Raw genomic sequence first — 23,066 nt, 5'->3', positions numbered from 1 at the left:
TGTTCTAGATTAGCGTCCCGTCGTAGTCTCGCGGGACAGTGCAGGCAGAAGGGGGCACGGAGTGACCGCTGAGGCCCGGGGTGCGGGTGCCCGGAAGGACCCCGCTGCCGACGGCGGGCGACCGCTCGACATCGCGCTCCTCACCTATAAAGGGAACCCGTTCTGCGGCGGTCAGGGCGTCTACGTCCGGCACCTCTCGCGTGAGCTGGCCCGCCTCGGCCACCGGGTCGAGGTCATCGGCTCACAGCCGTATCCCGTCCTCGACGAGGGATACCCCGGGCTCACCCTCACCGAGCTGCCCAGCCTCGACCTCTACCGCCAGCCCGACCCCTTCCGCACGCCGGGCCGGGACGAGTACCGGGACTGGATCGACGCCCTGGAAGTCGCGACGATGTGGACCGGCGGCTTTCCCGAGCCGCTGACCTTCTCGCTGCGCGCCCGCCGCCATCTGCGCGCCCGGCGCGGCGAGTTCGACGTCGTCCACGACAACCAGACCCTGGGATACGGGCTGTTGGGGGACATCGGCGCGCCCCTGGTGACCACCATCCACCATCCCATCACCGTCGACCGGCAGCTGGAGCTGGACGCGGCCGAGGGCTGGCAGCGGCGGTACTCGGTCCGGCGCTGGTACGCCTTCACCCGGATGCAGAAGCGCGTCTCGCGTCGGCTGCCCTCCGTCCTCACCGTCTCCGGCAGCTCCCGGCAGGAGATCGTGGACCACCTCGGCGTCCGCGACGACCGCGTCCACGTCGTGCACATCGGCGCCGACACCGACCTGTTCTCGCCGAATTCGGCGATCCCCGAGGTGCCGGGCCGGATCGTCACCACCTCCAGCGCCGACGTGCCGCTGAAGGGACTGGTGTTCCTGGTGGAGGCGCTGGCCAAGGTGCGCACCGAGCACCCGGCCGCCCATCTCGTCGTCGTCGGCAAGCGCCCCGAGGAGGGGCCGGTCGCGGCGGCGATCGAGCGCTACGGCCTCCACGGCGCCGTCGAGTTCGTCAAGGGCATCTCCGACGCCGAACTGGTCGACCTGATCCGCTCGGCCGAGGTCGCCTGTGTGCCCTCGCTGTACGAGGGCTTCTCGCTGCCCGCCGCCGAGGCCATGGCCACCGGCACCCCGCTGGTCGCCACGACCGGCGGCGCGATCCCCGAGGTGGCCGGCCGCGACGGCGAGACCTGCCTCGCGGTGCCGCCCGGCGACGCGGGGGCGCTGGCCGCCGCGCTCACCCGGCTGCTGGCCGACCGCGAGCTGCGCAGGCGGCTCGGTACGACGGGCCGGGAGCGGGTGCTCCGGCACTTCACCTGGGCCCGCGCCGCGGAGGGCACGGTGGCCCACTACCGCGAGGCCATCGCCCGCTCCGGCCGCTCCACGGTGAGCGCCGGCCGCCCCCACGCTCCCACGGGCCCGCGCGGAGGAACCCCCACCGCGGCCCAGAATCCCGGCCGCTCCGCGGCCCCGGCAAGTGTTGCAGGCGTCTCTTCCGAAAGCAGGGCCACGTGCTGACCGTCGACTTCTCCCGGTTCCCGCTCGCCCCCGGCGACCGAGTCCTGGACCTCGGCTGCGGCGCCGGCCGGCACGCCTTCGAGTGCTACCGGCGCGGCGCCCAGGTCGTGGCCCTGGACCAGAACGGCGAGGAGATCCGCGAGGTCGCCAAGTGGTTCGCGGCGATGAAGGAGGCCGGGGAGGCGCCGGAGGGTGCCACCGCGACGGCCATGGAGGGCGACGCCCTCGCCCTGCCCTTCCCCCACGAGTCCTTCGACGTCGTCATCATCTCCGAGGTGATGGAGCACATCCCCGACGACAAGGGCGTGCTCGCCGAGATGGTCCGGGTCCTCAAGCCGGGCGGCCGTATCGCCGTCACCGTGCCGCGCTACGGCCCCGAGAAGGTCTGCTGGGCGCTGTCCGACGCCTACCACGAGGTCGAGGGCGGCCACATCCGCATCTACAGGGCCGACGAGCTGGTGGCGAAGATCCGCGAGGCGGGCCTGAAGCCGTACGGCAGCCATCACGCGCACGCGCTGCACTCGCCGTACTGGTGGCTGAAGTGCGCGTTCGGCGTCGACAACGACAAGGCGCTGCCGGTGCGGGCGTACCACAAGCTGCTGGTCTGGGACATCATGAAGAAGCCGCTCGCCACCCGGGTCGCCGAGCAGGCGCTGAACCCGCTGATCGGCAAGAGCTTCGTCGTCTACGCGACCAAGCCGCACCTGCCGCGCCTCTCCGAAGAGGCGGCCGCCGAGTGACCACCCCCCGGACAGAACACCTCGTCCTGCCCGGGGTCCTCACCGCCGAGCAGGCCGCCGCGACCGTCCGCGGCATCCTCGCCGTGCAGCGGGAGGACGGCGCGATCCCGTGGTTCCGAGGGCACCACCTGGACCCGTGGGACCACACCGAGGCCGCGATGGCCCTGGACGCGGCCGGCGAGCACGAGGCCGCCGGGCGGGCCTACGACTGGCTGGCCCGGCACCAGAACGAGGACGGCTCCTGGTACGCCGCGTACGCCGACGGCGCCCACGACGACATCACCGACCGCGCCCGCGAGTCCAACTTCGTCGCCTACATAGCCGTGGGCGTGTGGCACCACTACCTGTCCACCGGCGACGACACCTTCCTCGACCGCATGTGGCCGACCGTCTACGCGGCCATGGAGTGGGTGCTCGCCCTCCAGCAGCCCGGCGGCCAGATCGGCTGGCGCCGCGAGGACGACGGCACGCCCACCGCGGACGCCCTGCTCACCGGCAGCTCCTCGATCCACCAGGCGCTGCGCTGCGCGCTCGCCATCGCCGAGCAGCGCGAGGAGCCGCAGCCGGACTGGGAGTTGGCGGCGGGCGCACTGCGCCACGCGATCCGCCGGCACCCGGAGCGCTTCCTGGACAAGGACCGCTACTCGATGGACTGGTACTACCCGGTCCTCGGTGGCGCGCTCACGGGCGAGGAGGCCGAGGCCCGGATCGCGGGGTCCTGGGACCGGTTCGTCGTGCCCGGCGCCGGCGTGCGCTGCGTGGTCCCGAACCCCTGGGTCACCGGCGGCGAGTCCAGCGAACTCGCCCTGGCCCTGTGGGCGGTGGGCGAGTCCGACCGCGCCCTGGAGATCCTCCAGTCCATCCAGCACCTGCGCGACCCGGACAGCGGCCTGTACTGGACCGGCTACGTCTTCGAGGACGACGCGATCTGGCCCCGCGAACTCACCACCTGGACGGCCGGCTCCCTGCTGCTCGCAGTATCGGCTCTGGGCGGCCACGAGGCGACGTGCGCGGTCTTCGGAGGGGAGCACCTGCCAGGGGGCCTGGACCCGGACTGCTGCGGCTAGGGCCTGTCCGGCGGATCCCGCCGCAGACGCAGACGCAGGCCGCCGGCCTTTCAGTGCCGGTGCATCCGGTTGGCGATGGCGTGGCCCACGAACAGGTACACGACCGCGGCCAGGCCGTAGTCGGCGACCACTCGTGCCCACTCCTGGTCGAAGGTGAAGATGCCCTGGGCCCAGCCCGCCAGCCAGGTCGCCGTGTCGTGGACGAACCGGACCGCGCCGTTGGACTGGTTGGCGTCCAGCAGGAACAGCAGGATCCACAAGCCGATGATCAGCGCCATGACGTCGGCGACGGCTGCGATGACCCTCCCGGCCGGATGCGCGCCGTAGGAGAGATAGCGAGGGATCATACCAGCCGGATTACCGCGAAACGGACGTTGAAACCCGAACCGTGTCCCCGAGTGGCGGATCCGGCCGCCCGGGGTGAGTCTGCCGGAGGAAGCACACCGCTCGGGGAGGACACGTCCGGAGGACCCCGTGCCCGTACCCATACGGCGCCTCTTCGTGGCGCTCACGCTGTCCTGTGCCCTGCTCGCGGGTTCCGTCGCCTGCGGCAGCGGCGAGACGACCAGCACGAAGGACACGCGGGCGGTCCAGGCCGTCCCCGCCGCCGACACCCCCAGCCCGACCACGTCCGCCGAACGGCAGAAGTTCGCCAAGACCCGGTTCGTGGCGAACGCGGGCCTCGCGGCCGGCGCGACCTACCAGTGGATCGTGAAGCCCTGGAAGGCCGGCACGTTCAAGAAGGGCGCCAAGGGCCGTAGGACGGCCCTGGTGAAGGCCGGTCTGGCCGGCACCTTCACCTACAACCGGCTCAAGGCGGCGCAGCGCAACGCGCAGGGTGACCCGACGCTCGCCAAGGCGCTCGCGCCGCTCGGCGCCGGCATCGAGGCCCTGAAGAGCCTGCCCGCCAAGCTCCGCAGCGGCGACGCCGGTGCGGCCGGTTCCTTCGACGACATCATCGGCAAGGTGAAGGACGCGGGCGCGAGCGCCGGCGCACCGGTCAAGGAACAGGTGCCCTCCGCGTCCCAACTCGCCAAGGGAAGCTAGTGCGGCACTAGGAGTTCAGCTCCGCCAGCACCCTGAGGCTGTGCGGGTCCGGGGACAGGGCCAGCAGGTCCGTCACCGGGCCCGCGCGCCACAACTCAAGCCGCTCGGCGATGCGTTCGCGCGGGCCGACCAGTGAGATCTCGTCGGCGAAGGCGTCCGGGACGGCCAGCACGGCTTCCTCCCGCCGCCCCGCGAGGAACAGTTCCTGGATCCGCCGGGCCTCCTTCTCGTACCCCATGCGCGCCATCAGGTCGGCGTGGAAGTTGCGGGCCGCGTGCCCCATCCCGCCGATGTAGAAGCCGAGCATGGCCTTGACCGGCAGCAGCCCCTCGGCGACGTCGTCACACACCTGCACCCGGGCCATCGGAGCCACCAGGAACCCCTCGGGCAGCCGGCGCACCACGTCGCCGTACACCTCGGGCCGGCTCGGCGCCCAGTACAGCGGCAGCCAGCCGTCGGCGACACGGGCGGCCTGCGCCACGTTCTTCGGACCCTCGGCGCCGAGCAGGACGGGCAGATCGGCCCGCAGAGGGTGGGTGACCGGCTTCAGCGGCTTGCCCAGCCCCGTGCCGTCCGCACCCCGGTACGGCAGCGGATGGAACCGCCCGTCGCAGACCACGGGCGCCTCCCGGCGCAGCACCTGCCGTACGACGTCCACGTACTCCCGGGTCGCGGTCAGCGGCGACTTCGGGAACGGGCGGCCGTACCAGCCCTCCACCACCTGCGGCCCGGACAGGCCGAGCCCGAGCAGCATCCGCCCGCCGGAGAGGTGGTCCAGGGTGAGCGCGTGCATCGCGGTGGTGGTCGGCGAGCGGGCCGCCATCTGGGCAACTGCCGTGCCCAGCCTGATCGTCGACGTCCGCGCCGCGATCCAGGCGAGCGGCGTGAAGGCGTCCGAGCCCCAGGACTCCGCCGTCCACACCGAGTGATAGCCGAGCCGCTCCGCCTCCTGCGCGAGCGGCACATGGCCGGCGTCGGGACCGCGCCCCCAGTAGCCGAGTGCCAGACCGAGCCGCATACGCCTGCCTCCTGACGGACCGTCAGTTCTTAAGCCGGGAGGCGACTGTACGACAACGGCCCCCCGCCCGGAAGGGCGAGGGGCCGTGTGCGGCGCTGTGCGGGGCTCAGCCGCGCTGGATGCCCGAGGTGTCCTGCAGCACGCCCCGGCGGCCGTCCTGGGTCTGCGCGACCAGTGTGGCACCGCGCTGCTCGACGGCCAGGTACCAGGTGCCCGGCGCCAGTTCGGCGATCGGGTTCTGCGAGCCGTCCTCCGCGAACAGCGGACGGGTCACCGGCACCGCGAACCAGAACGGCGAGAAGTCCGCCGCGGCCGGCTGCGCCGCAGCGGGCTGTGCCGCCGCCGGAGCACCCTGCGCGGCCGGCGGCTGCTGCTGCCCGAACGGCTGGCCCGGCTGCGGCTGCGCACCGTAGGGCTGCTGCGGCTGGGCGCCCGGGTAGCCGTAACCACCGGGCGGCTGCGCGCCGTAGGGCTGCGGGGCGGCCGGCTTGGCGGCCGGGAGCAGCGCGGCCTGGAGGGCGGGCACGAGCGGCGTGGCGATGGCGGCTGCGGCCATGGCCAGGGTGGCCACGAGCGCGAGGATCAGGCCGCCGCCGGCGCTCCAGCCACCGCTGGAGTTGCCGATGTTGTCGAGGACGCCCGCCGGGTCGAAGATGTTCCCGAGCGCGCTCCACGCGGCGAAGACGGTGAACGCGACACCGAACTGGCCGAGGTCGAGTCCGGCGACCTTGGGCACTCGCGGCAGCCCGCGAGCGACGACTATCAGCGCGGCCCCGATGATGCCCGCCAGGATGACGCTCAGCATGATCGGCCCGCTGCTCCAGGCGTTGGGGATCTCCGAACTGCTGACTCCGTCGACAGAGTAGAGGCTGAGGAACGACGCGATCAGCAGCACCACCGCTGCCACGATCACCACGCCGTCGCCTCTGGTGAGGGAGCGGATATTCACTTCAGGTCCTTCGTAAGTCGTCTCGTCGTCGGTAGACACTACCGTCCGCAAGATCCGGCTGTCCGCCCGGTTCCGCCCGCCGGTCACGACCCGCGCAGGAAACTCACGATTCCCTCAGAGATCCCTTGCGCGGCCTTCTGCCGCCAGGCGCCGCTGGTCAGCAGTGCCGCGTCCTTGCTATCGCGCATGTTGCCGCACTCGATGAACACCTTGGGAACTGTTGACAGATTGAGACCGCCCAGGTCCGTGCGTGTGACGAAACCGGTACCTGCGCCCTGATAGTTGGACGGCGGCTCACCGGTGTCGCGGAGGAAACTGCTCGCGACGCGTACGCCCAGGTCATGGGAGGGGCCGACGATCTTCCGGGTGTCGGCGGCACCCGCGTGCACGGAGCCCGGGAGGATGACGTGGAATCCGCGGTTGCCGGCCGCGGAGCCGTCGGCGTGCAGGGAGATCGCCGCGTCGGCGTGCGCGCTGTTGCCGATCCGGGCGCGCTCGTCCACGCACGGCCCCCAGGCCGGGCTGTCGCCGTCATGGGTCAGCTGCACCGTGGCGCCCTGCTGCTGCAGCAGCGTGCGCAGCCGGTGGGCCACGTCGAGGGTGAACCGGGCCTCGGTGTAGCCGGCGTTCGTGGACGTCCCGGTGGTGTCGCACTCCTTCTTGTTCGTCCCGATGTCCACCTTGCGGTTGATCTCGGTCGCGTGCTGGAAGTTGCCCTGGTTGTGCCCCGGGTCGATGACGACGACCTTGCCCTTCAGGGGGCCGGACGAGGGCGCCCCCGAGGCCCGCTTGCCGTCGTCCGAGGGCGAGCCGGCGGGGGCCGAGGACGTGGGGGACGCGTGGGCGGTGCCGGCGGCCGGGGTACGGGCAGCCGCGCGATCCGATCCGCCCCCTCCGCCCACCGCCTCGTACACCACCCAGCCGAGCAGCGCGCCGGGCACCAGCGCTGCGAGCGCCACGGTCAGTGGGCCGCGCCGGGGTCGGCGGGGCTGCGAGGGTTCGAACTCCGGGCCTACGTACGACACGCCTGTGACTCTAACCGGGCTCTCAGATCCCCGCCCCCGTTCGCCGCAGGACACGCAGGGAGCCGGTCACCGAGACCTCCGTGAACGCACCGGACCGAAGGGCCCGCAGGTACACGCGGTACGGCGCCTGCCCGGTGAACTCGTCCTCGGGCTCCGGGAAGACATCGTGGATGACGAGGAGGCCCCCTTCGGCCACATGGGGCGCCCACCCCTCGTAGTCGGCGCTCGCATGCTCGTCGGTGTGCCCGCCGTCGATGAAGACGAGGCCGAGCGGGGTGTTCCAGACCGCCGCGACCTGCGGGGACCGCCCGACGAGCGCGACCACGTGCTCCTCCAGCCCCGCCTTGAACAGGGTCCGGCGAAAGGCCGGCAGCGTGTCCATCAGCCCGATCTCGGGGTCGACCGTCTCCGGATCGTGGTAGTCCCACCCCGGCTGCTGCTCCTCGCTGCCCCGGTGATGGTCGACGGTCAGCGCGCTGACCCCGGCGGCCCGGGCGGCATCGGCGAGCAGCACGGTGGACCGCCCGCAGTACGTCCCGACCTCCAGCAACGGCAGCCCCAGCCGCCCCGCCTCCACGGCAGCCGCATACAGCGCCAGCCCCTCGTCCAGGGGCATGAACCCCTTGGCCCCCTCGAACGCGTCCAGAATCTCGGGCTTGGGTGCGGGAGCGGGCATCGAGCGGCCTTCCAGTCGTACAGCAGTCCGACCACCCATGCTGCCGCACCCCCCGTCGCCTTTTCGACAGGGGGTGCGTCCAAAGGGGCGCGGGGCTGTATCGATATGCGGCTCCGCCGCGTGGGCGCGACCAGCCACGACGGCGAGTCAGCCGCCGGATGACCGGCACTCCCCGATCGCTAGGCGCTCACAGTCTCCCCAGGCAGCGAGAGATCCAGATCGACGGCCCGCTCCTCGCCGGAGTGGGTGGCAGAAGAGGCGAGCGGCCCATGGCCGGAGGCCTTCGCGGCGAGCACATACGCCCCCTGAGCCGGCACCGCGAGTGCGTACGCGCCGTCCTCCCCGGACACCGTGGCACCGGCCTGCCGACCCCGCCGGTCGATCAGCGTGACCTTGGCCCGGGCGACGGGGGCGCCGTCGGCGCCCAGGACCCGCCCCCGGAAGCCCCGCAGCGCTTCCTCGGCCCGCTCCAGCGCGGCGTCCTCCTCGCTGCTCGCCCTCAGCTGGGTGTGCTGGGCCTGCTGAGCCGGGCGGGCGGTCTTCGGCAGGAACAGCGCCAGCACCAGACCCACCGCCACGGCGGCCGTCGCGATGAGGAAGGACACGCGGAAGCCGTGCATGGTCGGGATCGCGATGCCGCCGCCCACGTTCTTCGCCGTGTTGGCCAGCACCATCCCGATGACGGCGCTCGACACCGACGTACCGATGGACCGCATCAGCGTGTTCAGGCCGTTGGCCGCGCCGGTCTCCGAGGCCGGGACCGCGCCGACGATCAGCGCGGGCAGCGAGGAGTAGGCGAGGCCGATGCCCGCGCCGAGGACGACGGACGTGACGACGGTCTGCCAGGCCGCGTCCATCAGGCCGAGGCCGCCGCCGTAGCCGACGGCGATGATCAGCAGGCCCATGATGAGGGTGACCTTCGGGCCGTACTTGGCGGACAGCCGGGCGTAGACCGGCGCCGTGAACATCATCGTCAGGCCCAGCGGGGCCACGCACAGACCCGCGACGACCATGGACTGGCCCAGGCCGTAGCCGGTGGCCTTCGGCAGCTGGAGCAGCTGGGGCAGGACGAGCGAGACGACGTAGAACGCCACGCCGACCATGATCGACGCGAGGTTGGTGAAGAGGACGGCCGGGCGTGCGGTGGTGCGCAGGTCGACCAGGGGCGCCGTGACGCGCAGCTCGAACAGGCCCCACAGGACGAGCACGACGGCCGACGCGGCGAACAGGCCGAGCGTCGTGGCGGAGGACCAGCCCCAGTCGCTGCCCTTGGTGATGGGCAGGAGGAGCAGCACCAGACCGCTGGACAGGCCTATCGCGCCCGGCAGGTCGAAGGAGCCCTCGGCTCGCATCGGGGACTCGGGCACGACCAGGAGGGTCAAGGCGATGGACAGCGCGCCGAGGCCGGCGGCGCCGTAGAAGAGGGCGTGCCAGTTCATGTGCTGTGCGACCAGGGCGGCGGCGGGCAGTGCGAGACCGCCGCCCACGCCGATGGAGGAACTCATCAGGGCCATGGCCGAGCCGAGCTTCTCGCGCGGCAGCATGTCGCGCATCAGGCCGATGCCGAGCGGGATCGCGCCCATGGCGAAGCCCTGCAGGGTACGGCCGACGATCATGGTGAGCAGCTGGCTGGTGAGCGCGCTGACCAGGGCGCCGACCACCATGACGGCGAGGCTGAGGATCAGCATCCGCCGCTTGCCGTAGAGGTCGCCGAGCCGGCCCATGATCGGGGTGGCCACGGCGCCGGACAGCAGGGTCGAGGTGAGCACCCAGGTGGCGTTGCTGGGGGCGGTGCTCAGCAGCTGCGGCAGGTCCTTGATGACCGGTACGAGCAGCGTCTGCATCACCGCGACCACGATGCCGGCGAAGGCGAGCACCGGGACCACGGCGCCGCTCGCCCTCCGGGCCGGCTGGTCGGTCGTCGTGTGGGTCATTGGGTCAAGGCCTCCCCGTCGTCATAAGTGCCGGGTAAACCTCGTATGCACAGGCAACTATTCCGTTGCTTCGGGCTTCTAATGAATCCTTGACCAGTCCATGGGTTTCTGATCGGCCGTCAGGGGCTGGTGAGTTGATGAAACGCGCTCTAGTCTGCGCGCCATGAAGGCCTATGTCGCCGGGGTCGGGATGACGAAGTTCGAGAAGCCCGAGACCCGTTCATGGCAGTACTGGGACATGGCGCGGGAAGCGGGCCAGGCGGCCCTGGCGGACGCCGGGATCGGCTACGCGGACGTGGAACAGGTTCCCGTCGGCTACTGCTTCCAGCCCTCTACCGCCGGCCAGCGCGCCGCCTACGAACTCGGCCTCACCGGCATCCCCGTCTACAACGTCAACAACAACTGCGCGACCGGCTCGACCGCGCTGATGCTCGCCCGGCAGCTCGTCGAAGGCGGCGCCGCCGACTGCGCGCTGGCGCTGGGCTTCGAGAAGATGAAGAAGGGGGCGCTGGGCGGGGGAGCCGACGGCGGGGACTTCTCGGTCTCTCCCGTCGCCCGGCACTACGGGATCATGGCCGCCCGGCACGGCTTCGAGATGACCCCGCCCACCGCGCAGATCTTCGGCGACGCGGCCCGCGAGCACATGGAGCGGTACGGCACGACCGAGGCGCAGCTCGCCGCCGTCGCCGCCAAGAACCACCGGCACTCCGCGCACAACCCCCACGCCCAGTTCCGCGACGTGTACGACGTCGCCGGCATCCTCGCCTCCCGTACGGTCCACCGGCCGCTGACCAAGCTCCAGTGCTCGCCGACCTCGGACGGCGCGGCGGCGGCCGTGGTGGTCTCCGAGCGCTTCGCCTCGCGGCGCGGGCTCACCGGGCTCGTCGAGATCGCCGGGCAGGCCATGACCACCGACACCGAGGAGTCCTTCGCGTCCGGCTCCTGCATCGACGTCGTCGGGCAGCCCATGTCCCGCGAGGCGGCCCGGCAGGCGTACGAACGCGCCGGGCTCGGCATCGAGGACGTGGACGTGATCGAACTGCACGACTGCTTCTCGGTCAACGAGCTGCTGACCTACGAGGCGCTCGGCATGTGCGCGGCCGGGGAGTCCGGGAAGCTGGTCGAGTCGGGCGCGACGACGTACGGCGGCCGGTGGGTGGTCAACCCGTCGGGCGGGCTGATCTCCAAGGGCCATCCGCTGGGCGCGACCGGGCTGGCCCAGACGGCCGAGCTGGTGTGGCAGCTGCGGGGCATGGCGGGGCAGCGGCAGGTGCCGGGGGCACGGGTGGGCCTCGCGCACAACATCGGGCTGGGCGGGGCGGCCGTGGTGACGGTGCTGCGCGCGGTCTAGTACCGGGGCACTAGGTCGCAGGGCCTGGTACCGGAGGGGCATGGCCTGGTACCGGGGGCGTGCCGCTCGTCCGAAATGCCGATGCAAGGACCGTAACCGGGTTGAGAGCATGACATCCATGCTCGAAGCCGCCGACACCACACCGTTCATATCCCGCCTCCTGTCCCGCCGGACGACCGGGCCCACCTGGCTGGTCGTGGCGCTCGCCTGCGCCGGGCAATTCCTGGTCGTCCTCGATGTGTCGGTGGTGAACGTCGCCCTGCCGTCCATGCGCAGCGGCCTCGGCCTGACCGGGTCCGGACTGCAGTGGGTGGTGAACGCGTACGCCATCGCCTTCGCCGGGTTCATGCTGCTCGGCGGCCGGGCCGGCGATCTGTACGGGCGCAAGCGGATGTTCCTGGTCGGCCTCGGCCTGTTCACGCTGGCCTCGCTGGGCGGCGGGCTCGCCCAGGAGGGCTGGCAGCTGCTGCTGGCGCGGGCCGCGCAGGGGCTCGGCGCTGCGGTGCTGGCCCCCTCGACGCTGACGCTGCTGACGTCCGTGGTGCCGGAGGGGGCGGCGCGGGCGCGGGCGATAGCGACCTGGACCGCGGTCGGCGCCGGTGGCGGAGCCGCGGGCGGACTGGTCGGCGGAGTCCTCGTGGACGTGCTGGACTGGCGCTGGGTGCTGCTGATCAACGTGCCGGTGGGCGCGCTGGTGCTGGCCGGCTCGGTGGTCTGGCTCGGCGAGAGCCGGGCCGGGGACGGGCGGCGCCTGGACCTGCCGGGCGCACTGCTGGTCACGGCGGGCCTCGCGACCCTGGCCTACGGCATCTCGCAGACGGAGGCGAAGGGCTGGACGGCCGCCGCCACCCTGCTCCCGCTGCTCGCCGGGCTGGCGCTCATCGCCCTATTCCTGCTGGTCGAGGCGCGTACGGCGGCCCCGCTGATGCCGCTCGGCCTGCTCCGGCTGCGCTCGGTCGCGTCGGCGAACGCCGCGATGTTCCTCTCCGGCTCGGCCATGTTCTGCATGTGGTACTTCATGACGCTCTACGCCCAGAACGTCCTTCGCTACTCGCCCCTGCAGGCCGGTCTCGCCCTGGTCCCCAGCTCGCTGTCCGTGGTCGTCGGCTCCAAGCTGGCGCCGCGTCTGATGCGGGTGGCGGGCGCGCGGACCGTGGCGACGCTGGGCACGCTGGTGGCCGCGGCGGGCTTCGGCTGGCAGTCGACGATGAGCGCGCACGAGGCGTATGTCACCGCGATCATGATCCCGGGGATCCTGATGATGCTCGGCGCGGGTCTGGCGGCCACCCCGCTCGCCTCCCTGGCCACGTCGGGGGCGGCGCCGGGCGAGGCCGGTGTGGTGTCGGGACTGGTCAACACCTCGCGCACGATGGGCGGTTCGCTCGGGCTCGCCGTGATGTCGACCGTCGCCGCGGCCGGGACGGGCAGCGGCCACGGCCCCGCGGCGCTGACGGACGGCTACGCGCTGGCCTTCCGGGCCAGTACCGCGGTGCTGCTGGGCGGCGCCGTGGTGATGGTTCTGTGGCTGCCGCGAAAAATTTCTCCGGCGTCCCGAGGATGAGGCAACGGTCCGGGCTGTCCATGGACTCCTTCTGACATCAAGGGAGGTGCCCATGGGGGACGGGAAGAATGCTCGGAGCGATGAGTTCCAGAGCTTCATGGTCGGCCGCTGGCCGCACCTGATGCGTACGGCATTTCTCCTCACGGGGGAGCAGCACGCCGCCGAGGACCTGGTCCAGTCGACGCTGGAGCGGGTCTATGTGTCCTGGCGCAAGGTCGGCGCGGCCGACGACCCGGAGGCGTATGTGCGGCGCGTGATGATCAACCTTCATGCGCGCAAGCACAGAAAGAGGCTCAAGGAGTTCCTGGCTCCGAAGGACGACTCGGGCCTGGTGCGCGAGGTGGCCGACACGGGGGACCGGATCGCGCAGGCCGACGACCGCGGCGCGCTGCTCAAGGCGCTCGCCCAACTGCCCCTGCGGCAGCGGGAGGCGGTGGTCCTGCGCTACTGGGAGGACCTCACGGAGACGCAGGCGGCGGAGGCGATGGGCTGCTCGGTCGGCACGGTGAAGAGCAACGCGGCCAAGGGGATCGCGAAACTCCGCGCCATACCGGCACTGGCCGAGACGGTGATGTACGGAGGGCGGAAGTGATGAGCGCGGACCGGGAGAACCACGACATGGCGCAGACGGACATCGCCTTCCTCCTCGCGGACGCCGCGGACGAGGTCGAGATCGGTATAGCCCCTGTCCAGGCGGTCATCCGCGGCGGTCGTCGGCGCAGAGCGCGCCGCTGGGCGGTGGCGGCGGCCACGGCCCTGGTGCTGGCGGGCTCGACGGGGGCGACGCTGGCGGTGACCGGGCTGCCCGGCGCCGCCGACCGGCCTTCGACAGTGGCGGCCCAGCCCTCCACTCCCGAGGCCCGGCATGTGTACGTGCCGCAGGTCACGGAGGTGGCGCACGGCTCGGACCACGGCACGGGCTGGCGCGTGGTCGTGTCCGTGTGGGGAGCGCCGCGGGACAAGGCGGAGGCGGCGGCACAGGTGGCCGCGATGCGGAAGTACGGCATCGAGAAGAACATCCTGCCGGGCAGCCGGGATCTGGTCGGCAAGACCTCGCACTACTCGGGCCTGTACTACGGCGACGCCCCCCTCAGATCGCTCATCTTCGGCACGGACAAGAAATGGGAGCCCCTCTCCGACGGGGAGCTGATGTCCGGAGCCGTCCCTCTGGCCAAGGGGAACAGCGACGGTCCCGAACGGCTCGTGGCGGGCGCGGTGGCCACCAGCACCCGGCATGTCATGTGCAGCTGGAAGGACGGCACCAGCACCGTGGTCGTGCCACGGCGGGTGGCGGGCTCCCCGGTGAACTGGTTCGCGTGCGCCGCCCCGCGGGGGACGAGCTATCAGAACGCGGAGGTGATCCCGTAGCCCCCGTGACTCACAGCCACCCCTGCTGCCGTGCCTCCCGCACCGCCTCCGCCCGGTTCCGGGTGCCGGTCTTGCCGATCGCCGAGGACAGGTAGTTGCGGACGGTGGACTCGGACAGATGCAGCATGCCGGCGATGTCGGCGACCGTGGCCCCGTCCACCGACGCCTTCAGCACATCGCACTCGCGGGCCGTCAGCGGACTCGGTCCGGCACTGAGCGCGGCGGCGGCCAGCGCCGGATCGACGACCGTCTCCCCGGTGAGCACGCGCCGGATCGCCGCGGCCAGTTCCTCCACGGGCCCGTCCTTGACGAGGAACCCGGCCGCCCCGGCCTCCATGGCCCGGCGCAGATAGCCGGGCCGGCCGAAGGTGGTGAGGATCAGCACCCGGCAGTCGGGCGCCTGCTCGCGCAGCTCGGCCGCCGCGTCCAGCCCGCTGGTCCCCGGCAGTTCGATGTCCAGCAGGGCCACGTCCGGCCGGTGCAGCAGTGCCGCCTCGACGATCGTGTCACCGCGGGAGAGCTGGGCGACGACCTCGATGTCGTCCTCCATGCCGAGCAGCAGTGCGAGGGCCCCGCGCATCATCCCCTGGTCCTCGGCGAGCAGAACCCGGATGCACTTGGCGGGCCTGCCGTCCCGGGGCATCTCGTTCATGCGCTCAGCCTACGGCCATCGGGCCGCTCGGCCCGGTCGTGCCGACGGTTTTGCGGACATCGTCTGACTGATGGCTGAAGAGGCGGGTTTCTTCCGGTGGTCGGGGCCGATGCACACCGGTCTCCAGCAAAGAATTCCCCTGATTCGGTGCAGCGGGGGTTGACGGCCGCGGACGGCGTGCAAACAATCGCCCCTGCATTTCCGGAATCCACCCGCAATTTGGCAGCTGAATAGGTTCGGTATTTCGATCGAACGTCGTCCGAAATCCCGAACGAGTGCTGTCACCGGCCCTGACGACGAACCGAGGTGCACCTTGCTCCCCAGAACCCCCCGCCCCCGGCGCCTGAGAAGCGCCGCCCTGTCCGTCCTCGCCGTCTGCGCGACCCTCGCCGCGCTGCTCCTCGGCGTCGGCGCTCCCCAGGCCGCCGCCGCGAGTTCGCTGCCCTGCGACGTCTACGCCGCCGCGGGCACCCCCTGTGTCGCCGCGCACAGCCTGGTCCGGGCGCTGTACACGTCGTACAACGGCTCGCTCTACCGGGTGCGGCGCGCCTCGGACGGGGCGAGTGCGGACATCGGGCTGCTGGCCGCCGGCGGATACGCCGACGCGGCCGCCCAGGACTCCTTCTGCTCCGGCACGACCTGCATCATCACCGAGATATACGACCAGTCCTCCCGCCACAACAACCTCACCGTCGAGGGGGCCGGCGGCGCCGGCGCGGCCGATGTCGGGGCGCCCGCCGACGCGCTCCCGGTGACCGTCGGCGGCCACCAGGCCTACGGCCTGGAGATCTCCGCCGGCATGGGCTACCGGAACGACTCCACCTCCGGCGTCGCCACGAACGGCGCTGCCGAGGGGATGTACATGGTGACCTCCGGCACCCACGTCAACGGCGCCTGCTGCTTCGACTACGGCAACGCAGAGACCAACAACAAGGACACCGGCAACGGCCACATGGACGCCATCAACTTCGGCACCGAGTGCTGGTTCTCGCCCTGCTACGGGCAGGGCCCCTGGGTGCAGGCCGACCTCGAGAACGGCCTGTTCCAGTCGGATGCCGGATACAGCAAGAACACCTCCAACACCGGCACCGGACCACTGCCTTTCGTGACCGCGCTGCTCAAGAACAACGGCCAGAACCATTTCGCGCTGAAATACGGAAATGCGCAATCAGGCGGGCTCACGACCACCTATTCCGGCGGTGAGCCGACCGCCGGCGGCTACTCGCCGATGCACCAGGAGGGCGCGATCGTCCTCGGCACCGGCGGCGACAACAGCAACGGCTCCATCGGCTCCTTCTTCGAGGGCGTTATGACCTCCGGCATCCCGACCGACGCCGCGGACAACGCCGTCCAGACCAATATCGTCTCCGTCGGCTACGGCGGCGCGACCGGCAGCACCGGCACGCTGAACGCGGGCTCCGAGATCTCCCTGCACGCCACCACCTCCTGCTGCACCAGCGACTACGTCCGCCACCAGAACAACGCCGGCGTCCTGTCGTCCATCACCTCCAGCAGCTCCGCCCTCGACAAGAGCGACGCCACCTGGATCGTGCGCAAGGGACTCGCCGACAGCTCCTGCGTCTCCTTCGAGTCGCGCAACTACCCCGGTGACTTCCTGCGCCACTACAACTTCAAGCTCTACCGGCAGCCCATGGACGGCAGCGCCCAGTTCCGGGCCGACGCCACCTTCTGCCCGCAGAGCGGCAAGAGCGGCACCGGCACCTCGTTCGCCTCGTACAACTACCCGACGCGATATCTGCGCCACTACAACTACAACCTGTACATAGCGAGCGACGGCGGGTCGAACGACTTCGACAGCAGCACGTCCTGGACGAACGACGTCAGCTGGGCGGTCAGCGCGCCCTGGGCGCCGTAGCCACCGCGTCCGCAAGCTCCGCCGACCCCACCGGGAGTTCGGCGGTCACCGTGAAACCGCCGCGCGGCGACGGGCCGGCCGTGAGCGAGCCGCCCGCCGCCGCGAGGCGCTCGGTCAGCCCCTTCAGGCCCGTCCCGCCGATGCCCGGCTCGGGCCGGCTCACGGGCCTGCCGCTGCCGTCGTCGGTGACGGTGAGCCGGACCTGCTCGGTGCCGCTCTCCACGGTGATCTCACAGCGGCCGGCGTCACTGTGCCGGACCACGTTGGTGACCGCCTCGCGCACCACCCAGCCGAGCAGCGCCTCGGTCTGCGGTTCGAGCGGCGTGCCCGACTGCCGTACCACCGACTGCACACTCGCCGCGGACAGCGCCGAGCGGGCCCGGGTCAGCTCGGTGGCGAGGCTGCCCTCCCGGTAGCCGGTCACCGCCTCGCGGATCTCGGTCAGCGCCTGCCGGCCCACCGACTCGATGTCCGTGATCTGGCCCAGCGCCGCGTCCATGTCGCGCGGGGCCAGCCGCCGGGCCGCCTCCGACTTCACCACGATCACCGACAGCGTGTGCCCCAGCAGGTCGTGCAGATCCCGCGAGAACCGCAGCCGCTCCTTCTCCACCGCGCGCCGGGCCAGCTCCTCGCGGGCGGCGCGCAGTTCCCGCACCGCCTCGGACAGGCCGAGGATCGCGGCGGTCACCATGCTGGACAGGAAGGTGCCGTAGGCGATGTTCACGGCGTCCGAGCCGTCGCGGACGCCGGAGATCGCGCCCGCGTACGCGGCCAGCAGCAGACCCGTGCGGCCCAGCCACGGACCGCGCAGCACCGCGCCCGTCGCGAGTCCCAGCAACGGGAAGAAGAGCAGCCAGGTGCCGCCGTAACCGAGGGCCAGGCCCGTGGTCACGAGGCCCATCAGCCCCAGCGCCACCCGGGTGGAGACCGCCTCGCGCGTCTCCCGGTGGAAGGCGCGGAACGTGACGTAGATGTACAGGGAGTTGAAGGCCAGCAGGCCCAGGCCGCCGATCAGCGGGTTCGGGGTCCTGCCCTGGAACAGGTTGGAGAAGGCTCCCATCCCCATCAGCAACCAGGGCAGCAGCGCGAAGCCGGTGGGCGGCGGCCCCGGATGGTCGACGTCCAGGACCCTGCCCTTCTTGCCGGCCGCCCGCTGCGCGGCCTTGAAGCGCTCGTGCTCCGCCTTCCAGCGCTCGTGCTCCGCCTTCCACCGCAGCCGCGCCGCCTGCCAGGCCCGCGCCTTGCTCCGTACTCTGCGCCACACCGTCATATCCGTGTTCCCCCGATCAGCTGGTCCCCGCCTCGCGGCGGTACGACGGCACAGCGTACGAACCGAACGGTTCCGGCCAAGCCGTCAACACGATGATGGCACCCGCGTCCGGAGTAGGGCAGACGCGTATGTACGGACGCGGGCAGTACAAATGTCATCGGGCGGGTTACCTGACACCTCGTCAGGAGCCTTCACAACTGCGGGGCCCTCGGCTATACAGAGGGCGCCGGAATGGAACGCGTTCTAGATCCGCCCCAAGGACGACCTCGGTGCGGCCGACGGTGCGGACGGCCGTGCCGGGGTCTTGAACCGCCACAGGAGCCGTATGCCCATCGACGCAGCCAAAGCCCTCGCGGCCGAACCCCGGACCGGAGACATCTCCTGGACCACCAAGGACGTCCAGCTCTACCACCTCGGCATCGGCGCCGGCATCCCCGCCACCGACCCGGGCGAACTGCGCTACACCCTGGAGTCCCGGCTGCACGTCCTGCCGAGCTTCGCCACCGTCGCGGGCGCCGGCGCGCCCGGCGTGATCAGCGGGCTGTCCCTGCCCGGCGTGGAGGTCGAACTCGCCAAGGTCCTGCACGGCGGGCAGACACTGGAGATCCACCGCCCCATCCCGGCCGAGGGCACCGCGACCGCGACCAACCGGCTCGCCGCCGTCTACGACAAGGGCAAGGCCGCCATCCTGGTCCTGCGCACCGAGGTCGCCGACGCCGACGGTCCGCTGTGGACCAACGACGCCCAGATCTTCGTGAAAGGGGAAGGCGGGTGGGGCGGCGATCGCGGCCCCACCACCCGGCTGGAGCCGCCTGCCGGCGAGCCCGATCTGACCGTCGAACGGGCCATCCGCGAGGACCAGGCCCTGCTCTACCGCCTCTCCGGCGACTGGAACCCGCTGCACGCCGACCCCGACTTCGCCCAGCACGCCGGATTCGACAGGCCCATCCTGCACGGGCTGTGCACCTACGGCATCACGCTCAAGGCGGTCGTGGACACGCTGCTGGGCGGAGATGTGAGCCGCGTGCGGTCGTACAGCACCCGGTTCGCCGGGGTCGTGTTCCCCGGCGAGACCCTGCGCATCCGCATGTGGCAGGGGGAGGGGAGCGTCCGGGTGGCTGTGAGCGCCGTCGAGCGCGGCGACGCGCCGGTCCTCGCCGACACCGTCGTACAGCACTCGTAGAACCCGTCCTTCCGAGGGGAGCCGCACCATGCGCGCAGCCGTACTGCACGAGATCGGCCAGGAAAAGCTGGAGGTCCTCGACGACGTCGAGGCGGTGGGCTTCGGCCCCGGCAGGGTCAGGGTCCGGGTGCGGGCCGCCGGGCTGTGCCACTCGGACCTGTCCGCGATGAGCGGCGTGCTGCCGCAGCCCGCGCCGTTCGTGCCGGGCCACGAGGGCGCCGGCGAGATCCTCGAAGTCGGGGAGGGGGTGCGGGGGCTGAAGCCCGGTGACCGGGTCGTCATCTGCTGGCTGCCCGCCTGCGGCGCCTGTCCGGCCTGCAAACGCGGCCAGACCGAGCTGTGCCTGGCCGGGTTCATGAACGCGGGCACGCCGAACTTCCGGCGGACGAGCGGCAGTTCTTCCGATGTGTTCGGCTTCGCCGGCACCGGCACCTTCGCCGAGGAGGTCGTGGTCGACGCCGGCTGCGCGGTGCCGGTCCCTAAGGACGTGCCCTTCGACATCGCAGCCCTGATCGGCTGCGGAGTCACCACCGGTCTCGGCGCCGCCCTCAACACCGCCGATGTGGAGGCCGGTTCGTCCGTCGCCGTCATCGGCTGCGGCGGCGTCGGCATCGCGGCGGTGCAGGGGGCGCGGCTGAAGGGCGCCGCGGAGATCGTCGCCGTGGACCCGGTCGCCTCCCGGCGCGAGTCCGCCCTCAAGTTCGGCGCCACGAAGGCCGTTTCGCCCGAGGAGCTGGCCGACGCCAAGCAGCAGGTCACCGGCGGCGAGGGCTTCGACTACGTCTTCGAGGTCGTCGGCAGGTCGGCCACCGCCCGCACCGCCTACGAGAACACCCGGCGCGGCGGCACCCTCGTCGTGGTCGGCGCCGGCGCCATGGACGACTTCCTCCAGCTCAACATGTTCGAGCTGTTCTTCGACGAGAAGCGCATCCTGCCGTCCATGTACGGCGGCGGCGATGTGCTGCGTTCCTACGAGCGCGCGATCGCCCTGTGGCGGGCCGGCCGGATCGACCTGGCGGGCCTGATCACCCACCGGGTCCCCCTGGCGGAGATCAACGAGGCACTCGACCAGATGCGCACCGGGACCGCCCTGCGCACCTGCATCGAGATCTGAGGACGGTGACCGGCATGGCACTGCCACTTCAGGGGCTGTCCGCCGTCGTCACCGGCGCCGGACGCGGGCTCGGCCGGGCCGAGGCCCTGGAACTCGCCCGGCTCGGCGCGGCCGTCGTAGTCAACGACTACGGGCGGCCCGGTCGGGACGGCTCCGGCGAGGCGTCGGCGGCACCCGCCGAAGAGGTCGCCTCCGAGATACGCGCCCAGGGCGGCGAAGCGGTGGCCCACACCGGGGACGTGGCCGACTTCCAGCAGGCCCGGGAACTCGTCGAGCTGGCCGTCTCGGACTTCGGCAAGCTGGACATCCTCGTCAACAACGCGGGCATCCTGCGCGACCGCATGGTCTTCTCGATGACCGAGGACGAGTGGGACTCGGTGATCCGCGTCCACCTCAAGGGCCACTTCAACACCACCCACTTCGCCGCCGCGCACTGGCGGGAGCGGTCCAAGGCGGCCGGGGGAGAGAAGGTCTACGGCCGGATCGTGAACACCTCCTCGGAGGCGTTCCTCGCCGGTTCCGCGGGCCAGCCCAACTACGCCGCCGCGAAAGGCGGCATCGTCGGCCTGACCACCTCCACCGCCCTCGCCCTCGCCAAGTACGGCGTCACGGCCAACGCGATCTGCCCGCGCGCCCGCACCCGGATGACGGAGGACGTGTTCGCCGGCTTCCGGCTGCCCGACGAGGGCCTGGACCCGCTCGCCCCCGAGCACGTCGCCCCGCTCGTCGGCTACCTGGCCGCACCGGCCGCCGCCGGCGTCAACGGCCAGCTGCTCGTCGTGCACGGCGGCATGGTCGCGATCGTCGAACGGCCACGGGTGCAGGCCAGGTTCGACAGCAAGCAGGAGACGTTCACCTACGACGAACTCGACGCGCTGCTCACCCCGCACTACGCGGACCGGCCACCGGGGGAGACCTTCGCGGCGGCGGAAGTACTGGGGCTCAAACGCGGGTGAGGAAACGCCGGTGAGGCATCGCGGGTGAGGCATCGCGGTGAGAAAAGGGGAAGAGGGGGCGCCCGGTGGACGCCCCCTCCTCGCTCGCAAACCGTCAGGCGGCCGCCTCGGCGGCCTCCTCCTCCGGCTTGCGGTGCCGGCCGTGCGCGGCCGTCTCGCTCTCCTGGGCCGCGACCGCGCCCCGGTGCCGGCCGTGACCGGCAGCCTCCAGAGAGTCGGCGGACAGCTGCTCCGTCGTACTGGTGTCGCTCATCGGACGTATTCACCCCGTCAACATGATCTTTCGTACAGCCGGGCGAGTGTAACCGGCACACCACCGGCCTAATCCAGGCGCACACGCCAACCGGCACTAGTTCGTTACAAGACGTCCCAGGGGTGCTTGCTGCAACGGCACGGGACGCGCCATCGCCGGCCCCGCGGCCTGCCGTTCGGCGGCCTCCGCCGCCTTCCCCCGCACAGGCCCCGGAGGGTCCGGTTCCGTCGGCCGCCGCGACGCCTTAGGCGCCCCGCCGGCCGTGCCGTCCCGGACCGGACCCTCCAGACCCGCCTCCCCCGGTCCCCCCGGCCCCCCGCTTCCCCCCGGAGCCGCGGCGGCTCTGTCCTCCCCGGCCGCCGCACCCCCCGTCTCCCCCCTGGGCACCGCAAGCTCCGTCACGCCGCACGGAGTCTCCCGTGTGGCGTACGGCAGCCGCAGCACCCCGTCCCGCGTCCACAGCCCGGCCCCGGCCAACCACCCCTCGGGCGCTGGGAGATGACTCACCTGCCGACCCGCCGGGCGCCAGATGGCGACCCAGCCGCCGAACGGCCCCTCGACGCGCAGCGCCACCGCGCAGTTCTCCGGCATCAGCACCTGACCGGGCTGGATCGCGAACGGCGTCACCGCGCAGTCGGGCACCCGCAGGCTCTCCGGGAAGCGCACCGGCAGGGTGCTGCCGAGCACCCCCCAGCCCAATCGTTCCTGCCCCGGCGAGGGCGCGTCGGAGGAGATGAGGAGGAGCCCGCTGTCGGGGTCGGCGAGCAGCAGCCGGTCCGCGCTCCCGGCCGCGATCTGCAGCAAGGGCGAGACCTCCGCGCGCTCCAGATCCACCACCACCGTCTTCACCGGCCCGCCGCCCGGCGCGCGGTCCAGCGCCAGCATCCGCCCGCCCCGGTCCAGCCAGACCCCGCCCGAACAGCGCCCCGGCACCTCCGCGAGCCGCTCCGGGCCGAACGCCCCGCCCGCCACCAGCCAGACCACGCTCGATCGCGGCCCGACGGCGAGGGCGTAGGCCCGCACGCCGTCCGGCGCCGGCGGCAGCAGCGTCAGCCGGGAGCCGGGCTCGGGGCAGTCCACCACGCCCAGCGGCAGCTCGCCGGTGGCGGGTCCGGTCGGGTAGAGCAGCGAGAAGGCGTGCCGGTGCTCGACCAGCCGGTGGATCAGCACCCGGCCGTCGGACAGGGGCTGCACCTCGGTGCCGGGCTCCTCCGGCTGGTTGCCGGGCAGCGGCACCGCGTAGGGCTCCGGGCCGTCCAGCGTCCAGCGCTCCGGGAACCAGCAGTCGCCGCTTCGGGCGAGCCGGGCCGCGTACGCCCCGTCCGCCGTGATGGCGCACCCCGTCCCCGGCACACCGCCGTCCTCGCCGGTGGAGGGGGGTTCGATCGCACAGGCCGTCATCGTTCGGTCACCTCCGGCGACGAAGCTAGTTTTCGTACGCACAGGCGTGGGACCGGCCGATGCCCGCTTCACACAAATGGATGGCGCAGAAGCGATTCACCTGAGGAAACCGGGACCTTTG

22 protein-coding genes are annotated in these 23,066 nt (G+C 71.9%); 12 read left to right on the top strand and 10 right to left on the bottom strand.

All coding sequences use genetic code 11. The features are described from left to right. Positions 1-61 precede the first annotated feature (61 nt). Genes AB0L75_RS21355 through AB0L75_RS21345 form a run of 3 tightly spaced genes read left to right on the top strand, consistent with a single transcriptional unit; the run spans position 62 to position 3,311 of the window. Entirely contained in the window at positions 62-1,504 is a 1,443-nt protein-coding gene (locus AB0L75_RS21355) for a glycosyltransferase family 4 protein (RefSeq protein WP_365182990.1), read from the top strand. Further along, positions 1,498-2,244, top strand: a complete 747-nt coding sequence (locus AB0L75_RS21350) for a methyltransferase domain-containing protein (RefSeq protein ID WP_365182987.1) — start codon at positions 1,498-1,500, stop codon at positions 2,242-2,244. The genes AB0L75_RS21355 and AB0L75_RS21350 overlap by 7 nt, the downstream gene beginning before the upstream one ends. Then, complete coding sequence (locus tag AB0L75_RS21345) at positions 2,241-3,311, top strand: prenyltransferase (RefSeq protein WP_365182984.1); 1,071 nt, start codon at positions 2,241-2,243, stop codon at positions 3,309-3,311. The genes AB0L75_RS21350 and AB0L75_RS21345 overlap by 4 nt, the downstream gene beginning before the upstream one ends. Before the next feature lie 50 nt (positions 3,312-3,361). Here AB0L75_RS21345 and AB0L75_RS21340 read toward each other — a convergent pair whose 3' ends face one another. Further along, a complete protein-coding gene (locus tag AB0L75_RS21340; RefSeq protein WP_365182981.1) occupies positions 3,362-3,658 on the bottom strand; it encodes a hypothetical protein in 297 nt (98 codons plus the stop codon). Positions 3,659-3,785: 127 nt separating this feature from the next. On the opposite strand from AB0L75_RS21340, the gene AB0L75_RS21335 reads away from it, so the two are divergent. Then, positions 3,786-4,358, top strand: a complete 573-nt coding sequence (locus tag AB0L75_RS21335) for a hypothetical protein (RefSeq protein WP_365182979.1) — start codon at positions 3,786-3,788, stop codon at positions 4,356-4,358. 7 nt (positions 4,359-4,365) lie between these two features. Here AB0L75_RS21335 and AB0L75_RS21330 read toward each other — a convergent pair whose 3' ends face one another. From AB0L75_RS21330 to AB0L75_RS21310, 5 genes are all read right to left on the bottom strand, one after another. Continuing rightward, positions 4,366-5,376, bottom strand: a complete 1,011-nt coding sequence (locus tag AB0L75_RS21330; RefSeq protein ID WP_365182976.1) for an LLM class F420-dependent oxidoreductase — start codon at positions 5,374-5,376, stop codon at positions 4,366-4,368. A gap of 106 nt (positions 5,377-5,482) precedes the next feature. Continuing rightward, entirely contained in the window at positions 5,483-6,325 is an 843-nt protein-coding gene (locus AB0L75_RS21325) for a hypothetical protein (protein ID WP_365182974.1), read from the bottom strand. Between the two features lie 83 nt (positions 6,326-6,408). Further along, complete coding sequence (locus AB0L75_RS21320) at positions 6,409-7,350, bottom strand: N-acetylmuramoyl-L-alanine amidase (protein WP_365182972.1); 942 nt, start codon at positions 7,348-7,350, stop codon at positions 6,409-6,411. A gap of 22 nt (positions 7,351-7,372) precedes the next feature. Continuing rightward, positions 7,373-8,026, bottom strand: coding sequence for a class I SAM-dependent methyltransferase (locus AB0L75_RS21315; RefSeq protein WP_365182969.1), 654 nt, complete (start codon positions 8,024-8,026; stop codon positions 7,373-7,375). Positions 8,027-8,205: 179 nt separating this feature from the next. Then, a complete protein-coding gene (locus tag AB0L75_RS21310) occupies positions 8,206-9,960 on the bottom strand; it encodes an MFS transporter (RefSeq protein WP_365182966.1) in 1,755 nt (584 codons plus the stop codon). Between the two features lie 163 nt (positions 9,961-10,123). On the opposite strand from AB0L75_RS21310, the gene AB0L75_RS21305 reads away from it, so the two are divergent. The 4 genes from AB0L75_RS21305 to AB0L75_RS21290 all read left to right on the top strand — a co-directional run bounded on the left by AB0L75_RS21305 (position 10,124) and on the right by AB0L75_RS21290 (position 14,240). Next, a complete protein-coding gene (locus AB0L75_RS21305) occupies positions 10,124-11,311 on the top strand; it encodes a lipid-transfer protein (protein ID WP_365182964.1) in 1,188 nt (395 codons plus the stop codon). Between the two features lie 118 nt (positions 11,312-11,429). Then, positions 11,430-12,872: an MFS transporter gene (locus AB0L75_RS21300; RefSeq protein WP_365182962.1), complete on the top strand. Its 1,443-nt coding sequence runs from the start codon at positions 11,430-11,432 to the stop codon at positions 12,870-12,872. A 52-nt stretch (positions 12,873-12,924) separates the two neighbouring features. Beyond that, positions 12,925-13,464, top strand: coding sequence for a SigE family RNA polymerase sigma factor (locus AB0L75_RS21295; protein ID WP_365182959.1), 540 nt, complete (start codon positions 12,925-12,927; stop codon positions 13,462-13,464). Next, complete coding sequence (locus AB0L75_RS21290; protein WP_365182957.1) at positions 13,464-14,240, top strand: hypothetical protein; 777 nt, start codon at positions 13,464-13,466, stop codon at positions 14,238-14,240. The genes AB0L75_RS21295 and AB0L75_RS21290 overlap by 1 nt, the downstream gene beginning before the upstream one ends. 10 nt (positions 14,241-14,250) lie before the next feature. Here AB0L75_RS21290 and AB0L75_RS21285 read toward each other — a convergent pair whose 3' ends face one another. Further along, positions 14,251-14,892 carry a response regulator transcription factor gene (locus tag AB0L75_RS21285; protein WP_365182955.1) on the bottom strand — a complete coding sequence of 214 codons (642 nt, stop codon included), beginning with the start codon at positions 14,890-14,892 and terminating at the stop codon, positions 14,251-14,253. Positions 14,893-15,205: 313 nt separating this feature from the next. Between AB0L75_RS21285 and AB0L75_RS21280 the strand changes: the two genes are divergently transcribed. Next, positions 15,206-16,768, top strand: coding sequence for an alpha-L-arabinofuranosidase B (locus AB0L75_RS21280; protein WP_365182952.1), 1,563 nt, complete (start codon positions 15,206-15,208; stop codon positions 16,766-16,768). Here AB0L75_RS21280 and AB0L75_RS21275 read toward each other — a convergent pair. After that, a complete protein-coding gene (locus tag AB0L75_RS21275; RefSeq protein ID WP_365182950.1) occupies positions 16,746-18,038 on the bottom strand; it encodes a sensor histidine kinase in 1,293 nt (430 codons plus the stop codon). The two genes, AB0L75_RS21280 and AB0L75_RS21275, sit on opposite strands and share 23 nt — an antisense overlap. Positions 18,039-18,363: 325 nt before the next feature. On the opposite strand from AB0L75_RS21275, the gene AB0L75_RS21270 reads away from it, so the two are divergent. Genes AB0L75_RS21270 through AB0L75_RS21260 form a run of 3 tightly spaced genes read left to right on the top strand, consistent with a single transcriptional unit; the run spans position 18,364 to position 21,291 of the window. Next, positions 18,364-19,221: a MaoC/PaaZ C-terminal domain-containing protein gene (locus tag AB0L75_RS21270; RefSeq protein ID WP_365182948.1), complete on the top strand. Its 858-nt coding sequence runs from the start codon at positions 18,364-18,366 to the stop codon at positions 19,219-19,221. Positions 19,222-19,249: 28 nt separating this feature from the next. Continuing rightward, entirely contained in the window at positions 19,250-20,335 is a 1,086-nt protein-coding gene (locus tag AB0L75_RS21265) for a Zn-dependent alcohol dehydrogenase (RefSeq protein WP_365182945.1), read from the top strand. A gap of 14 nt (positions 20,336-20,349) precedes the next feature. Then, positions 20,350-21,291 carry a 3-oxoacyl-ACP reductase gene (locus AB0L75_RS21260; RefSeq protein ID WP_365182942.1) on the top strand — a complete coding sequence of 314 codons (942 nt, stop codon included), beginning with the start codon at positions 20,350-20,352 and terminating at the stop codon, positions 21,289-21,291. Between the two features lie 94 nt (positions 21,292-21,385). On the opposite strand, the gene AB0L75_RS21255 is transcribed toward AB0L75_RS21260, so the two are convergent. Together AB0L75_RS21255 and AB0L75_RS21250 are read right to left on the bottom strand one after the other, a co-directional pair. After that, complete coding sequence (locus tag AB0L75_RS21255) at positions 21,386-21,544, bottom strand: hypothetical protein (protein WP_365182935.1); 159 nt, start codon at positions 21,542-21,544, stop codon at positions 21,386-21,388. Between the two features lie 96 nt (positions 21,545-21,640). Further along, positions 21,641-22,945 (bottom strand): hypothetical protein, encoded by a 1,305-nt coding sequence (locus AB0L75_RS21250; RefSeq protein WP_365182933.1) that lies wholly within the window; start codon positions 22,943-22,945, stop codon positions 21,641-21,643. Between the last annotated feature and the right edge of the window lie 121 nt (positions 22,946-23,066).

This window comes from Streptomyces sp. NPDC052101 (assembly GCF_040680235.1).
Lineage (GTDB): Bacteria > Actinomycetota > Actinomycetes > Streptomycetales > Streptomycetaceae > Streptomyces.
The sequence above is the reverse complement of the archived record's forward strand: the minus strand, read 5'-3'. Positions and strand labels throughout refer to the sequence as shown.